Annotated in this window: 9 protein-coding genes; 3 read left to right on the top strand and 6 right to left on the bottom strand. The window is 37.2% G+C overall.

Annotated features, from left to right (window positions below; translation table 11 throughout):
- The first annotated feature begins 78 nt into the window (after nt 1-78).
- Nucleotides 79-1,554: an S-layer homology domain-containing protein gene (locus MKZ25_RS03280; RefSeq protein ID WP_340800121.1), complete on the top strand. Its 1,476-nt coding sequence runs from the start codon at nt 79-81 to the stop codon at nt 1,552-1,554.
- A gap of 50 nt (nt 1,555-1,604) precedes the next feature.
- Here MKZ25_RS03280 and MKZ25_RS03275 read toward each other — a convergent pair whose 3' ends face one another.
- The 3 genes from MKZ25_RS03275 to MKZ25_RS03265 all read right to left on the bottom strand — a co-directional run bounded on the left by MKZ25_RS03275 (nt 1,605) and on the right by MKZ25_RS03265 (nt 9,434).
- Nucleotides 1,605-3,170 (bottom strand): sensor domain-containing diguanylate cyclase, encoded by a 1,566-nt coding sequence (locus MKZ25_RS03275; RefSeq protein ID WP_340800120.1) that lies wholly within the window; start codon nt 3,168-3,170, stop codon nt 1,605-1,607.
- Nucleotides 3,171-3,363: 193 nt separating this feature from the next.
- Nucleotides 3,364-7,500 carry a chitobiase/beta-hexosaminidase C-terminal domain-containing protein gene (locus tag MKZ25_RS03270; RefSeq protein ID WP_340800119.1) on the bottom strand — a complete coding sequence of 1,379 codons (4,137 nt, stop codon included), beginning with the start codon at nt 7,498-7,500 and terminating at the stop codon, nt 3,364-3,366.
- Nucleotides 7,501-7,556: 56 nt separating this feature from the next.
- The gene (locus MKZ25_RS03265) at nt 7,557-9,434 is read right to left on the bottom strand and encodes an S-layer homology domain-containing protein (protein ID WP_340800118.1); all 1,878 of its coding nucleotides are present in this window, start codon (nt 9,432-9,434) and stop codon (nt 7,557-7,559) included.
- 264 nt (nt 9,435-9,698) lie between these two features.
- On the opposite strand from MKZ25_RS03265, the gene MKZ25_RS03260 reads away from it, so the two are divergent.
- Nucleotides 9,699-10,598 carry a sulfurtransferase gene (locus MKZ25_RS03260; RefSeq protein ID WP_340802963.1) on the top strand — a complete coding sequence of 300 codons (900 nt, stop codon included), beginning with the start codon at nt 9,699-9,701 and terminating at the stop codon, nt 10,596-10,598.
- 340 nt (nt 10,599-10,938) lie between these two features.
- Here the strand turns inward: MKZ25_RS03260 and MKZ25_RS03255 are convergent, their stop codons facing one another.
- The gene (locus tag MKZ25_RS03255; protein WP_340800117.1) at nt 10,939-12,558 is read right to left on the bottom strand and encodes a hypothetical protein; all 1,620 of its coding nucleotides are present in this window, start codon (nt 12,556-12,558) and stop codon (nt 10,939-10,941) included.
- On the bottom strand, nt 12,559-12,960 hold the full coding sequence (locus tag MKZ25_RS03250) for a double zinc ribbon domain-containing protein (RefSeq protein WP_340800116.1): 402 nt from the start codon (nt 12,958-12,960) through the stop codon (nt 12,559-12,561).
- 107 nt (nt 12,961-13,067) lie between these two features.
- Between MKZ25_RS03250 and MKZ25_RS03245 the strand changes: the two genes are divergently transcribed.
- Nucleotides 13,068-14,519 (top strand): TcaA 3rd/4th domain-containing protein, encoded by a 1,452-nt coding sequence (locus MKZ25_RS03245; protein ID WP_340800115.1) that lies wholly within the window; start codon nt 13,068-13,070, stop codon nt 14,517-14,519.
- Between the two features lie 346 nt (nt 14,520-14,865).
- Here MKZ25_RS03245 and MKZ25_RS03240 read toward each other — a convergent pair whose 3' ends face one another.
- Nucleotides 14,866-16,650, bottom strand: coding sequence for a transglutaminase domain-containing protein (locus tag MKZ25_RS03240; protein WP_340800114.1), 1,785 nt, complete (start codon nt 16,648-16,650; stop codon nt 14,866-14,868).
- Nucleotides 16,651-16,873: the final 223 nt, after the last annotated feature.

Here is a 16,873-nt window from a genome sequence, read left to right as displayed (position 1 = left end):
TTTGATGCCTTTTTGTGCGGGTATAGTCAAAAACGAGAAAATAAGTCACGGACAATATAATTAAAGGAGTCGAAACACTTGAAAAAGAGATTAACAAAAAGTTTCCTTGCAACCACTTTGTTCGCTTCCGCATTATTCATAGCGAGTGATGACGTCTTTGCCAAAAAGACATTTTATGACGTTGAAAATAGCCGCAATTCCCATACAGGAGCCATCCAGTATTTGAATGATTTAAACGTGTACGACTATAAATCCGGCAATCAATTCAATTACAGCAGACCCGTTCCCCGAGCAGAAGCTTCTAAAATTTTGCATACTATACTGTCCAATGATTCGAGCTTAGCAATTCCAAAAGAACGCACATATAACGGCAACTTTAAAGATGTAACAAATTCAACTCCATTTGCAAAGGAAATTAAATGGGCATATGAAACCGGTATTTTCGACGGTGATGATATCGGCAATTTCAATCCAAATGAAGCAGTAAAACGCTCGCATCTCGCTAAAATTCTAGTAGAAAGCTTCAAACTAAAAGGCAGTAAAATATACAACTTTAAAGATGTTTCAAAATCCAGCTGGTACTATGACTATGTCAATATATTAGCTAGTTACGGTATTACGATCGGCAATGAACGCCAGCAGTTTTTACCGAACAATAATGTTACAAGTGCGGAAATGGCAACTTTTATCTACCGTGCGCTGAATTATAAAAACACAGGTGAAGTCGGCAGCCAACCAACACCACCATCTGTTGAAACACCTGAATCGGCAGTGGCTACCTATAATAGTGAATATGACTTTGCCTGGAAGCAGACCGGAAAAAATCTTGATTTTGAATTAGAAGGTGCCGATAACAATAAGATTGTCGCACGGTACATGACGAAACAAGGAAAAAGCTTCTCCGGTGCACAAGACCTGCAAATCGGCAAAAATAATGCAAACGATGTTAAAGCAAAGTACGGAACGGAAAATGCCAATGTACGTCGCGGAAATATTGTATACAATACACAAGCATCCAAAGAATATAATTTCTATTTAATAGGTGACTATTACGTAACATTTTTCTATGATATTCATAAAAATAATGTCATTCGCTCCATCCTTTATGTCCAAAAAGACTATGAAGTGAACAAAGATGGCTTTTACGGTGATATATCGGATACGCAAAAACATTCCGAACAGCTGATGGTCGAGCTGATGAACCAGGCACGTGCTGCTGAAGGTGTTCATCCGCTTACCCATTCACCGCAATGGGCTGCGATCGCACGTAAACATAGTAAAGATATGATCGACAATAATTATTTCTCTCATACAAGTCTTACAGGTACTACACCATATGACCGTATGATCAGCGGCGGTATGAGTAAATCCGAACTTAGAATATCGGGCGAAAATATTTCGTATGGTCACTACAATGTAATTTATGCCCATGAAGGCTTCATGAATAGTAAAGGACACCGCGATAACCTTTTACAGCCTGCTTATAACCATGCCATAGTCGGTTTGGAGTACAGCAGCAGAAAGAGTCCTTACTTTACGATTAATTTCTATTAAAGTAATAAATCCAGTCCCTCTTCATTATAAAGAGAGACTGGATTTTTAAATTATGCCTTTGTTACTTCCACACGATTTCGCCCGTTCTTTTTCGCTTTATATAAAGCTTCATCCGCTTTTGCAATAATATCTTTTAGTTCTTCACCATGTAGCGGATAATGCGCAACACCAGCCGAAAATGTGAGAGCTTTCCCTTCAGGACTGATTATTTGCTGAACATTTTTCCGAAGCGATTCAACGCGTTCATAAGCATCTTCAATTGTTGTTTCTGCATAGACAAGAATAAATTCTTCTCCCCCGTAACGACAAGCCAAATCTCCTTCCTGTAAGGATTCTTTTAGTTTGCTTGCTAAAACTTGCAGTACTTCATCCCCTGCAAGATGCCCGTATGTGTCATTAATAGATTTAAACCAGTCCACGTCCAACATGACGAGTGTATAGTTTTGTTGCTGCTCTGTAAGCACTTTCATTTTCTTTTCAAAAGTATGGCGGTTCAATAGCTTAGTTAGTGAATCGATTGATGTCTCTTCCTTCAATGTATTCACTTTACCATGTAAAACCGAAAAACTATGGATGAGCGCTTCTTGTATTTTATTCACTTCGTAATACCAGGCCCGGATTCCCTTCAGCTTCTTCATCTCCTGATCTTTCACACTGTTTTCCGAGATTTCCGCTATTTTTTCTAGGGGACGAACAATATGACTGGCCAATAAAAACACGAAAATCGTAGAGAATATAATGAAAGGCAAACCAATTTTAAATATACTTACCACTTGTTGACCTACCATACTAAGCGCTTCATCATACGGTGTTTGGACAATAATCCCCCACCGTGTTGCTTCACTTTGGCTATAACCCGCGAGCATCGGCTGATCAAATGCATTAACAGCTACTAACCCACCATGTTTTCCCTTTAATAATTGAACAACTACCTCGCTTGTGGAAGCATCTACCCCCAATCTTTCTTTTTGAGGATGATAAATAATTTTCCCTTTGTTATCGACAACATACACATAAGACCCATTTTCATAGGGGTGTTCACCTAGAAGCGATTCAAAAATATTGGAGTCATACAGGTAGATAGTGCCGCTTAAAACCCCTTTAAATGCGCCCAGTTCATCATAAATAGGCATGGAAATAACAATTACTTTACGTCCAGTCGGCGAAACATATGGGTCCGAAATAAAAGGTTCATGCTTATCATAATTTTCCAGTCTCTTTGTGGAGAGAACCTTCTTTCCAGCTTCACCGAGTGATTCCGGTGCATTCACCATAATATTGCCTTCCGTATCAACGATGAGGACAGAACTAAATGTATCCCCTTGTAAATACAGACGGTTTGCTGTTTCCTGCAATTTGTTTATATTATCAAAGTCATAGGCAAGCTCAGCTGCACTATAACGCATCGTGTTTGTTGAATTAATAATAAACTTATCTACTGTTTCCGCTAATTTCAGCGCGTATACCCGATTATTTTCCAGTGTCTGTTCTTGCATTAACTTCATATTCCCTTTGTAGCTGCTGTAAACACTGATAAGCGTTGAAAGTACAAAGGCAAGGGCAATGACTGAAATAAACAAGTATTTTAATTTAATGATATTACGTAACGAAAACATTACAATCTCCTAGTCCAAATATAGGCAGATATATTTGATTTAATATAATTGCTAGTATTATAACATAATCGCGGCTAATACTAATCCGGCTTGTGCAACATAATTATGTCAATATTGTTAGGGATTTAAGTATTCAACTAGTAAAAAAGCATCACCAAATCGTATTACTGATTTGGCGATGCTGCTCGTTCTATCATTTAAACTCGATTGTTTCTGGTGATGCCCCTTTAGTATACGTAATAGTCGCATCGGATGGCAGATTGCGTATTTCTTTCACATGATTACCTTCAATAATAATTTTCCCGATTTTTGTTCCTTTAAAATCAATAATTGCATTCCCTTTTTTCGGACTGATCGTTACTGTTTTATCAGCAAACCCTGTCCCGTGGAATTCGGCATATTCACTAAATACGGCAATGCCGTTTTTAATATCTGTATTTTCACCTAATGTAAGTGAAATACTTGGGCGGTTCATAATTAACTTTCCTGTTTTATAATTTTTATAATTGTACACATTTTCCGGGACGATTGGCTCCGGTCCTTCTTCTTTACCAGACTTCAAATCAATTTGAACTAGGACCGGATCATGATCAGATGCGCGGCCCTGCGCTTCAGTAAAGTTCGCATTTATATGAATCATATCGATCTCCGTTACTTCTGCAAGGTTGTTCGATACTAAAATATGATCCAGCACTTGGTTGTTACCTTGGAAGTAGTAGCTGAAACGGTCTTCCACAGGAGCCTTGTCCACCATATTTGTTAAAACGCCGCCTTTTAACGTCTCCAGAGCCGTTGTAAATTCAAAGTCATTCATATCACCTGCTACGACAATGTTAACGTCCGGATCTTTTGCACGTCCTTCATCGATAAAATCATTGATTACCTGTGCAAGCTCTATACGCTCTGGCTCTGACCCTAAAACTGGCGGCTGTGTTGGACCCCATAATGAATCATCTCCGCCTTTAGAATTCAAATGGGCACCAATAACGACAATGCGCTCTTCCTGGAATTCAAATTCCGCCGCAATCGGTTTACGTGTATCTTCGAATTTTGAAGGACTTACAAAACCTGGATTCAATGTAAGGCTGCCATCTGCTGTCCATGCATTCGCCTGATTGCCTGTTCCTTTTGTACCGTCAACAAGTGAAACTCGTTCCGGGTTGTACAAGTAGCCTACACGGATATTTCCTCCCGGTGCACCACCGCTTGTATTATTTATCGGCATCACATCAATCCAGTCATACTGAGGACCACCGGCTACTTTTATTTCGTTAATTAATCGCAAGTAGCTTTCCGATGCATCAGCATTGCCTGAATCTGTTTGTCCGTCATTATCCTGTACTTCCACCAATGTAATAATATCCGGTGACTTCATATTATTTACAAATGTTGAAGCGATTTTTGCTGCTTTTTCATCGGATGTATTATCCTTGTTATTCGAGAAATTTTCGATATTGTAAGCTGCCAGATTCAGCTTGCCCGCAACAGGGTCAAGATGCGTTACTTCCTGCTGAATATTTGCCTTTGTTATTTCAGGGAATACTTTATTCGTATTCAGGCGGTAGCCGTCAGAGAAGTTTTCTACAAATCCTATTAGGGCATCATTAAATCGATCGCCTGATTCATAGTTTTTCCCTGATACCCCTTCAAGCATAATTTTTTCAGGGTTGTAATCATCTGAAGCAATATTCAGACCGCCGTTGTCATTAAACGTATTGTTTGTTGTATTAGGAACGACGATTGGTGAATCATTGTTGTACATCGGTCCTGCTACTCTTGCATCAGGGAATGATACAAGCATATATTCGATTGACTCCCAGAAATCGATTCCGTCTTCCTGCGGGTCGAAAATTGCAAAACTGTCATTATCGATAATTCTGTTCGGCGGGAATAAATCTTCACCGATAACAAGTGTTTCAGGAACAGCATCCTTACCTGTTTTTTCAACTGATTCAGCTGCAATCTGAGTATCTTTTAAACGTGTATTACCGCCGGCTTCATTTACAGTACCCGTTACTTTCACTGCATCTCCAACGATGACGCCATGCGATGATTTGTTCACTTTAATGGCTGTTGATTTCACCCCATCAAACGGTGTATTTTCCTGCATAATGAAGTTGGAACCGTCAATTACAAATGTTATGATTCCATCTATATCGTTTACCTGCAATCCTGCATAAGGCGATGTATGATTTGCCCCTTGAATATCACGGATTGTCGCATTGTCCGTATCAATGATTTCATAAACGAATGTTGCAACCGCGCTGCTTGTTAAACCTTCTTTAACTCCTATAGCTTTAATCGTCATCGGGTCATTGACAGGAATGGCACCCGTATATTCTGTACTTGCTGAAGTCGGTGTCGATCCATCTACCGTGTAATAAATTGTCGCACCTTCCGTAATTGTTGAAAGTGTTACATTGGTGCCGGCTGTTACACCACCAGTATGTGAAGCTTGGATATCCTGTACTTTAGTCGTATCTTCAATAATACGAATCGGAAGAAGCTGGTGGTTAGTATACTGACCAACGATACCTGTAATTTCTCCGTACATTTTTCCACTTACTAAACCTGAATTTCTTAATTTATCATAAATTGCAAATGAGCCGGCAGTATCTGTTCCCGTGAAATTTTGGCCGGATCCGGTAATCTCTACATTTTTCAGTGTTACTAAACGTGACTCATTGTTTTCCGCAATACCTTCACTCATAACTACTTGCGGCTCTGGTAAAGTCGCCGCTGTTGGCGTACCAACAAGAGAAATATTGGTTAATTGTTTCAGTCCGCTGTATTCATCAACTTTCCCTTGAACAGTAACAAGGTCCCCCACATTTGCTGAAAGGCTGTCAGCTGGGTAGATTGCAATCGCTGCACCTGTTTTATCCTGAATATGCGCTGTCGCTGTTTCCAGTTTTGCTGTGATAATACCCGAAACAATTACTTCCTCACCGACTGCTTTATTGCGTGCCTCTTCAATCGAGATAGCTGTTGGCGCTGTTTTGATTGTATAAGCAAATGTTGCAACTTCACTATCGTTCAGGTCTGTTGCTTTAGCGAATGCTTTAATCGTCGTTGCTTCATTGATCAAAATGCCTGATGATGATGCATCATAAACGATACTCTCTGCAGTCGGTTCAGACCCATCTGTTGTATAATAAATCGTTGCATTCGGTGTATCCGTTGATAGTTTTACTTTTGTTCCTTCAAAGACTTCGCCGGATGTAGGTGAGGCTTTGACATTTGCTGTTTGTGTCGGCTCGTAATTCTCCACCAATTGGAAGCTTTCAGCACCTAATGTTTTTAATTGGTATGTCCCATTAAAAATTGATGCAATTCCTGTCAATGTAACAATATCATTATTGTTAAAACCGTCAGCTTCAAAACTTGCTAATTTATAATCAGTACGGTTATCGTTACGAACCAATAGCTCATTGTTTGCAGCGTCAACTGCTTTAAATTCGAACGTACCATAAGTGTCAGTTGCTTTCAGTTCTTTAATTGTTACGTTTTCAAGTGTAACTAATTCACCTTGTTTACTGTCGTCCACAATTGGTAAATCCAGTGTTTGAGGTGACGGTACTGTTCCTGTTGCAATGTGCTCAACTGTCGGTGAATTAAATTGAACTTCCCCGCTGTAAACACTAGTTTTCCCTGTGACTTTTACGATGTCCCCGACTGATAAGTTAACTGCCGCCGAAGAACTTACATAAATATAAACACCGGCTGATTCATCCTGTACATAGAAGGCTTTGCCTCCCCAGCTACCAGGTTTTGTTGTTACCGTTCCTTGGATTTGAACTGTCTGGTCCGTTCCAGCTGCTGCACGAGCTTCGGCGATTGTTGATTCGGTTAATGAAGGTTCTTCAGGTTCCTCATTCTCGACAAACTGAATGATAGTAGGTGATTTCAAACCTGCATGGTTACTAAAGTATTTTTCCAGTGAACCTGTAATAACTACTTTTTTCCCAAGATGGCCCGGGTTCGTTTTCAATCCAAATTCAGCTCTAATTGAAGCTGGTGTATTTGGCAATTGAATGTAGAGCATTTTCGTGACATCGGTTTCACCCGGAGTGTCCGCGATGGCGATATTCGTGTCTGTTTCTGCTTCTACTACATAAGAAGTTTCACTTTTTGCAAACCCTACTATATAACCCTCTACTGTTACATCAGACTTAACGGAAGCCGGGTCGAACTGGTTGACCGCTTCCTCCACTCCGATAGCCCCTGTCGTCTCTGCTTTTACAACTGGAACGTAAGGTAAAATCATGGAAATTACAAGTAAAAACGATAAAGCAATTTTGGAAACGAAATTGAATCCACTATTTTTCATTTGTTTAGCTCCTTATAATTTATTAACTTGTCCTTTTTTAAATCTCTTTTTAGTCATCAGTTAACTACTGTCTCGCCTTCTACTGTTAATCCATCAATATTGATATTTACTTTAGGCGCATTAATTATGAGGTTGCCTGTAATCTTCCCAGTTCCACCAGTTGGTGCCAATGAATACGTCCCCGTAGCTGCAGGCTCAGTAATTGTTACATTCCCGGTTAATGTATGACCATTGAAATCAAGATTCACAAGGCTCGTCAGATTAAGGTCACCTGTTATCGAAGCCAACAATTTGATTGTGTCTCCCTGTTTGGCTATTTTTACCGCCTCATTCAATTCAGTTAGAGTTCTTACATTTAGCTTATTATTTACCGGCGGATTAGATGTATCACTTCCCCCACCTGTATTTGGCATTCCCGGATTTGGTGTGGGTGTACTTGGCACATTCCCGACAATAACCGAAAGGATTTGTGAAGCAATTGCATTATAGTTATTAATGATTTTTGCCGCAGTTGAACCGGTTGGAATCGATAATTCATTGATTTTTAATGCTGCACCTACCGTAATTTGGGCAGTTGGATTATTGACCGTTAACGTTGTAACAATCCCTTTAACTTTTAAAGCCACTTCTACTGCTGTTGTTAATATTAATTGACCGATATTGGCATTCCCTTGAACGTCAAGTTTTGTTGAGGATTCGACCGTAACTTTAGTAACAGCCCCATCCAAACTGATTAATGTCACCGTTGCCGCTACGGTAATCTCAGGTATTACAGCGTCCGATTCAATTGATACACCGTTACGTTTCACATATACTTTTCCAGCACGTGAATTTTTCATTTTTACTTTAGGACCCGTTTTTCCATCATTAGCAAAGTTATTGTCGATTGAAGCGGTTGAACTGGCTACCTGATTATCAACAATTAGATCACCTGTAATTTTTGCACCTTCAAATACCACCTCTGACACTACAGCTGATGTGATTGTAGCATTGCCCGTTGAGGATACATTTTTTACCGATACGTAATCAGCATTAATTGTTAATGAACCGATTGTTGCCGTTGTATCAAATATAATACGGGATTCGGCTGTTCCGGATTTATTTATTGTTACACTATCAACTTTAGTCAGGACGCCATTTTCAACAGTTGCTGTAATTTCAGCACCCTTTAAAGCGGTTTTATTTGTTTCAGTAAAGATAGATGATACAGAGGAATGGAATGAGTAAGTAGACCCGTTAATAACAATTTCGGAAGCAGTATAATTTTCAACTTTAAATGTTACACTTTGAGCAGATTGTGGAGTTTGTTTTTTTACTGATTCTGCACGTGTGATAAACGCAGCCATTTGTCCACGTGTTACATTGGAAGCTCCATCAAATAATGTAGCAGTCTTACCTGTTGTAACCTTATTTTCAAATAAAGCAGCAATTGCTTCCTTATAAACTGTATGCACATCCGTAAAAGGAAGCGCATCTACATTTTCAGCTTTTAGATTTAAAGAGTTGGCAATAATTTTTGCTACATGATTACGCTGAATATTTGCTCCTTGACGGAATGTCCCATCTTCATACCCATCGATAATCCCCGCCTGTTTTAAGGCTGCAATCGCTCCATAATACGGGTGTGATGTAGGAATATCTTTAAAATTAGGATTCATTACATTTTTTGTATCCAGCTGCAGGACCCCCGCAATAATTTTTGCAGCTTGTCCCCGAGTAAGACTTTGCTCCGGCTTAAAAGTACCATCTTTAAAACCGTTAATAATGCCTCGGTCACTTAAACTTTGAATTGCATCGTAAAATGGATGAGTAGGTTTTACATCGCTAAAACTGCTTGCTTCTGGTACTGTAGGTGCTACTACCACAACTGCGGATGCAGCAACTGCCATTGCTGTTATTGCTTTAAAATACTTCGAAGATTGCCTTTTACTCATAATTATAAAAATACCTCCACTCTGATTTTGGAATTCTTTTAATTGAAACAATAGTAGAATTTTCCTTACTATATTTCTCTTAACAAAATAATTCTAACAGATTGATATTGAAAACTATGTAAATTAATGTTAAAAATGTTTTTTTGAGTATAACTGTCTATACGCAAAAAAATTCCATTAGTTAGAATTAACTAATAATTTGTGATAAGGTAATATTTATGAAAAACAATTCAGTTTTAATAGGCGCAAAGGAGCTTGATAATGATGAGAAATATTCCTTATGTAGTGGATGGTGACTGGTTGGAAGCACGACTGGGAGATCCAAGTTTACGCTTAATCGATGCCTCGACTTTCTTGAAAATTCCAGAAGGAGAAGGATTTCCAGAGCTATGGTCCGGTTTCGAAGCATACAAGGAGGAGCATATCCCTGGAGCTGCTTATGCGGATTTACTGGAAGATTTCACTAATCCTCAAGGAAAAGCACCATTTACAATCGCAACGAGAGAGCAGTTTCTTAAAGCAGTGGAACCTCTAGGAATTACCGAGGAAACTTATATAGTAATTTATGACCGCGGTCCACTAGTGAACGTGGATATATTAGCATCCGACTGGTCGGCACGTTTACGCTGGCAGTTGAAATATGAAGGCTTTGATAATGTGGCTGTACTCGACGGCGGATTCCGTAAATGGAAACTTGATGGCCGCCCAACAGAATCAGGCATTTCCAACTATGAATCTGCACCATTTCCCGGAGAGCGCCGCGAGCATCTGATCGTCTCAAAAGAAGAGGTGAAAGCAGCTTTAGGGGATGAAAATATTGTATTGATCAACAGTTTGTCAGAAGCCGATTTCCGCGGTGAAACAACAACATACCCGCGCCCTGGTCATATCCCGGGAAGCAAGCATGCGTTCTTCGGTTCCCATTCAAACCCCGAAACGCGTTTACTTTATGATGATGCCAAATTACGCGCTACCTTCGAAAAATTAGGTGCACTCGATCCAAATAAAAAAGTCATTACTTATTGCGGTGGTGGAATTGCTGCAACATGGAATGCTTTATTATTGAATAAGCTAGGACAGGAAAATGTAGCGGTATATGATGGTTCGTTGAATGAATGGGCGGCGGATGAGAGCTGTCCGTTGGTGACTGAGGTAAGGGAGTAGTTCTTATAAAGCTTTGCGAAAAAGCTTTGTCAAACCTTTATGTTATTAGTCCAAACGCTATAAATTATAGCGATTTCGTTAATTCATTTTGTGTCCTATCTCAATATAACCCGAGGCACTCATTTCCTTTAAATGTTTCCGATTAGTTAGCCGAATTTTTTATTCCTAATATGACTCGTAATGACAAATAGAGTTGTATTCATATAAAACTTTTTAAACTTCATCCCATTTCTTAGACAGATTATTACAATATTATAATCCCTTTTAAAGTTTTCTTATGGCATTAGTTTAGAGTATTTTATACCAGAACCAAAAAAGCACGGGAACTCCCGTGCTTTGATTACTTACCGAAGAAAAACTTTATTTTTACATATGAACCTGCAATAATTGCTGCAAATGCAAAGATTGCTGTTGTTATTAGCTGTCGGAACCATGCTAAGCCAATACTAGTGACTATTTTTTCTGAGCTTTCTATATACTCAATGTTAACGTTGACGAAGTATAATATTATTAATTGAATAACCGTGAAAGTACCAGCAATAATGACTATTTCTTTTAAATCAAGTAGTTGATATTTTGTTAAAAGGAATCCGATTCCCCCTAAAATTGTGAATATGATAATGACAAAAATAAACGGATTAATGAAAGTCGTAACTTCAACCATTTCATTGATGTCTGTTTCATATAAGCTATTTTTTAAAAACCACGCGTATTCAAATGATTCGTTTTCGTATTCACTCCGGCTATTTCCGTTCAAATTACCAAATAACGATAAATACCAGTTCACGAATGCTACGTATACAGCTGTAATGTAGTACATTGATTCTGGAATAGTTGCCAAAAACAGCCCGCTATAGAAATCATTCGCAAACTCATCAACACTGCTTTTCAACGCAATAATTGCATTTATAAAGTGCAGTACAAGTCCAACAATTGTTGCTGCTAAAGCATACATAGCATATTTGAAATACTTCCATTCCCTTTCAAGTTTCGCTAAAATTTGTTTACCTGCATAACTAATGTAACCAAAAAATACAAAAGTAACAGCTGTTAGCACGCCCCCCGTAATAATACTGTCAAAAATGGACGGTAATAATTCAACTTTTACCTTTACAAAGTCTTCATAATAATCGATACCGCTTGCATTTGCCTTAAAACGTGCAGAAATTGAAACAATCGTTAAAAATATTGTGTAAAGAATTGTTGAGTAAACAATCCCTCTCCAAAAATGCCAATTATACTTTCTTGCCATCCAACCGTAAACAAGTGCACCTATTATTAATGCAATGATAGGGATGAGGACTAAACCGAATAAGACATTAGATTCATCAATTTTAAATACTTCCTTCGAGCCGATTTCTGTCACTTCAAGGACAAATGAATAATTAATATTATGTATTAATGAAATTAACATCGTAAATAGCGGGAAATCTGGAATATTCACATGAATACCAAGCTCATTTGATAAATAAGCGCTTATTAAATCTGCATCAAGACTATTCATACCGTCTAATTCTAAAAACTTTGAAATTAAACCTATATTATCTTTAAATTTATTAATAAATATTGCTGAAATTAACATAATAATGGCGATTGAAATGGTAACTGGTAAAAGTATTAGAGGTGTTTTTCTAATGTAGTTCTTATGTTCTACCGAGGCCTCCTTTACAGATGTTTTACTTTTATTAAAGTTTACACTGTTTTTTATTTCTGGTATTGCTGTTAAACCTTGATCAATGAGCTTGTTGACATTATTCTTTTTAGATGAAACTTTAACCATGTCTGTACCGCATTCACTACAATGTAAACTATCTTCATTATTAGCATTCCCACAAGAAATACAGAAATCTAACGTTTCGTATGTATACTTACGGATTAGCGAGTCATCAATAAGCTTTCCTGTTGCTGAACAATATGTTTCAAAATGAGCATGCTGATTTTGACAATGGATACACTTCATTTAGACTCCTCCCTGCTCTGTTCCACAGCACGGGCAAAACTGTACCTGTCCATCAATTTGCTCTTCGCATATCGCACATTCCTTTTTCGGAGCAGTTACATCTGCGTAATATGAATTTAATTGTCCACAATGTCCACAAAACTTTATATCTGTAGAAATCGGGTTTTGACATTGTACACATTTCTCTTGATTTTGCGACTGTTCCATAATGCTTTTAGATAACTTATAAATCTCCTTATCTAAACTTAAAATCTCTGCTGAGTTACTCTTAAATTCAGAACCTACCATACTATTTAAAAGTAATTTTTTGTGTACATTTTCACCAAGCTGTACCATCTTTAAGACACGCGCTTCTTTTTTTTGTAAAAGCAGTTGTCGTTGCTCCTTCACATTCATCGACATACTTTCTCCTCCTTAACTATTTGTGTAAATTCTATCCTTTAATTTTCATATTTACAACATTAGAATTATAAATATTGTATAATATGTAAGAAAGGAGGGACAGATGAATGGAAATTTGCTCGATTTGTGGTCAAGAAAACACAGATAACAGTCGTTTTTGTCAGGGATGTGGTAACCCATACCCATCTAAAACTACTGAAAAAGTACTAACCCGAACTGTAAAAACATCTGTACCAACACAAATAGCACCTAAAACTCGTACAAAAATGAAGAGAAAAAATAAATTGACTTTTACTATTATTATTACTTTAGCAATCGTACTTATTGGTGCTCACTTCTTCATTCAAAAATCAATTGATCCTTATAAACAGCTTTCGAACGCTGACCGCGCATTTATTATGAAAGATAGTGAAGCATTTTTCTCTTACTTCTCAATGCATAAAGATGTTTTAGCAAACCACGAAAGCTTTTATGATTTTATGAAAGAAGAAGATTGGACGAATTCAATTAGTCCAACGATTAAAGAAATGATTCGTTCAGTTGAACAAGGAAAATATTTAAGTCCTATTCAAGATCAAGAAGGCAATAACTTAATAAGCGTTGTCGATGAAAAGTATTTATTATTTTACAAGAAAATTAAAGTGCAATTAGAGCCGATTAAAGTAACAGCTTCTAGCTCAGTTCCGAATATAGAAGTAGCATTACCGAATGACGATACAATTACACTTACTGAAGATTCCGACACTATAATTGGAAGTTTTACACCTGGCATACATACATTTAATGTATTAGTAACAGATGACTCATCTAAACAAACATATGAACGACGAAATACAATTATCGGTGATGGAAGCAATGCGTACGAGCTATTCTTCGACTTTAGCGATCAAACAATTAACATCACATCGGATTATGATGATGCAATTATTTGGATGAACGGTAAAAGTACAAAGAAAACTGCCAAGCAACTAAAGCTTTATAACATACCAACGGATGGCACGGTGAAATTGCAGGCTATTACAAATGCGGATGGTGGAGAAAAGAAATCTGAAACTGTCGCTGTGGAAGACACACAAATCCATTTAGCCTTCTCAGATGTACAAGCAAAAATTAAAGCCGAAGAGGTTGCAAAAGAGAAAAAACAGGCGATGGAAGAATTCACTTATGAGTATGAGGATTATGCACGACAACTGTTTTATGATTTTAGAAGTGACTACAGCTTTGCATTAATGTACGGTGATTTTTCCTACGTATCGGATTACTTTGCAGACGGTACAAAGTTAAAAGATGATTACCGTAAATTTGTTATTGATCATAACGACTTTGGCTTTAGTTATCAATACGATTTCATTTCAAATGACATTTCTTCTATTGAAACTGTCAATGAAAACACGTTTAATCTATACAGTTATGAAGTATTCGACTTCTTTACAAGCACAGATGATAACTGGCATTATGAACGTCAAAAAAAATATACCCTTAAGCTCATCAATGGCCAGCTAAAAATCACCGGTTTAGATGATAATGCGAAAGTGAAGAAGACTAAAATTACTAATTAAAATTATTTGGCAGTAAAAACGATGAACACCTACGGAGTGCTCATCGTTTTTTTTGACTATTATTAAGGAGCCAACTGAGACAGGCAGTTACTCATTCAAAAACTTAGGTTACACAGGTAATGGGCAATTCGAAGGCTCCCCAAAAGTACCGTGGATTAATTTTAGTGCAAATGAAGAAATAACTGTAACGAATAAAGGTTAGCAACCAATCACACTATTTACACGTAGTGGTGACGTTACATTCACAAAATAAAACAAATTGAAAAACCCCTGAATATCCGATGGACAGTCGGGTATCTAGGGGTTTAAAGTTTTATACCATTACAAGAGCGTCATCCTGCCTGTACTATGGTTTAACGATAAACTGTAAATGTACACCTTGCCCAAGCGTATCGCCATTTTTATTTTTCAAATCTGCCGGGACAACAAGCGTATATACAATATTCTGAGTATAGTTTGATTCAGGAATTACATTTATAGTATTTCCGTTAACTTCAAAGTCCACTCCTACCTTTTCTCCAAACATATCTACTACATATATTTTCGAAAAGTTCTCATTAAAGTTTTCAACATCGTGACTAAGTGTAATTGCCCATTGTTTATTTATTTCTTTTACCGTTTTTACCGAATCCCATTCAACTGTTTCCGTGAATTTTAATGCAATTAGCTTTTTATAATATTGATCAATAAGGGTAAACTTATTTTGAGTATCTACCGAGACCAAAGCTTTCTCATTATTTGTTAGTTCTTCATACATCTCAAATAATTTTTCAGCATCTAAACGGAAGCTTGAGCTCAAAAGTATCATTTTCTCAACACTTGAGGAAAAAGCTGCAATTTTTATTAAATCCGGTGTTTCATCAGGAGGAGTAACTGGTCCTGTATTAGTGACAGGTTCCCGGTAAATTACTTCATTATTTGAGTAAGCGATTAATTCATCCGCAGTTTTATCAATTTTTGTCACCAATTTATTGACTAATAATGTTACTCCAGTACCGTCTAAATTCATTTTGTATAAGTGTGCCCCGCTCGAATAGTTACTAAAGTAGAGAGCGTCATTTGCATAAGTTAAATATTGTACTCGAGTATCCGATACCTTCTCTGCTTTTGGTGAGTAAGTATTCATATTTAGTTTATAAAGCTTAATATCATCTTTTTGATTTTCAAAATATAGAGTATTACCAATCGTAACCGGGCTACTTATTGTTCTAAATTCAATAAATCGGTCACTTGTCGCTGCAGGGTAACCATTGTTATCAATAGTGTGATCTTTATTAATCTCTTTATCTGAAATCAAAAAATATTTATACCGGACGTAATCAGACATATCTTCATTGTTACCGAATACCGGATCGTTCCAAGTCGTGTCTAAGTGATACCATTCTCCATCTACCTTCACTAAATTCCATGCATGGGGTTCATTTGCATAACCGGTCACATATCGCACTTCAAAATTTGCTTCCTTTAATAAACGGTAGGCAGCTAAGGCATACGCCTGGCAAACCCCTTTCCCTTCATTAAATAGAGCATAGGCTGAATGCGGTGTTGTTGAAGTATCATAAGAATAAGTGGTATTTAAAACAATATAATCATTAATCGCTTTAATTTTTTCAACCTCTGACATTTCAGGTTCGATAATTTCTTTTGCAATTCGCTTCACTTCCTGAGAAATAAATTCTTCTTGGGCGATTGTATTATGATATTCGAGTTTAATATTGATAGTCACATTATTACTCGTGCCACCATAATTGAATGAAAAGGATTTTACCGTTCCATTTGCGTAATCATTATTTGCTAAATAATCATTGAAAATAGTAGATAACTCTTCTTTTAAATTCGCCGAATCTCCTGAATACTTCACTGCAAACTCATTTTTATATTGGTTTGCTTGAGAAGTAATAATAGCTGACAAATCTCTTAAATTTGAACTTTCATATACATTTTGCTGCAACGAAAATAATTGTCTCTGGCTTTGTGAAAAATCTACTACACTAGCTAAAGATGGGTTCTCTATTGTAATATTCGTTTGCTCTATTTTTTCTAAGCTCTCGGCAAATGCTGGAGTATGGATGAATGCAATTGACGAGACTGTTAAAAATAAGGCGGCTGCATATTTATTGAATTTATTCATTTCAACACTCCTTTTTCCATTAGTATAACAGAATTTCAAGTAATGGTAATTCTTCACAAACTATTAATTAGCTCATAAAATTTAAAACATTACAATTATGTGAATCAGATGTATAGTTCATTAAGAAATTACATCGTTAGCTTACTGAAAAACTAAGAAGATGGGCACGGCTATCAAGAAATATATATAACAGGTCAATTACCCTTTCAGAAGGATACAGTGC

This window comes from Solibacillus sp. FSL W7-1464 (assembly GCF_038004425.1).
Lineage (GTDB): Bacteria > Bacillota > Bacilli > Bacillales_A > Planococcaceae > Solibacillus.
The sequence above is the reverse complement of the archived record's forward strand: the minus strand, read 5'-3'. Positions and strand labels throughout refer to the sequence as shown.

Excerpts from the sequence above, each read along its gene's own strand:
- MKZ25_RS03275 (WP_340800120.1), bottom strand. The coding sequence starts at position 3,170 with ATGTTTTCGTTACGTAATATCATTAAATTAAAATACTTGTTTATTTCA.
- MKZ25_RS03270 (WP_340800119.1), bottom strand. The coding sequence starts at position 7,500 with ATGAAAAATAGTGGATTCAATTTCGTTTCCAAAATTGCTTTATCGTTT.
- MKZ25_RS03265 (WP_340800118.1), bottom strand. The coding sequence starts at position 9,434 with ATGAGTAAAAGGCAATCTTCGAAGTATTTTAAAGCAATAACAGCAATG.
- MKZ25_RS03260 (WP_340802963.1), top strand. The coding sequence starts at position 9,699 with ATGAGAAATATTCCTTATGTAGTGGATGGTGACTGGTTGGAAGCACGA.
- MKZ25_RS03255 (WP_340800117.1), bottom strand. The coding sequence starts at position 12,558 with ATGAAGTGTATCCATTGTCAAAATCAGCATGCTCATTTTGAAACATAT.
- MKZ25_RS03250 (WP_340800116.1), bottom strand. The coding sequence starts at position 12,960 with ATGTCGATGAATGTGAAGGAGCAACGACAACTGCTTTTACAAAAAAAA.
- MKZ25_RS03245 (WP_340800115.1), top strand. The coding sequence starts at position 13,068 with ATGGAAATTTGCTCGATTTGTGGTCAAGAAAACACAGATAACAGTCGT.
- MKZ25_RS03240 (WP_340800114.1), bottom strand. The coding sequence starts at position 16,650 with ATGAATAAATTCAATAAATATGCAGCCGCCTTATTTTTAACAGTCTCG.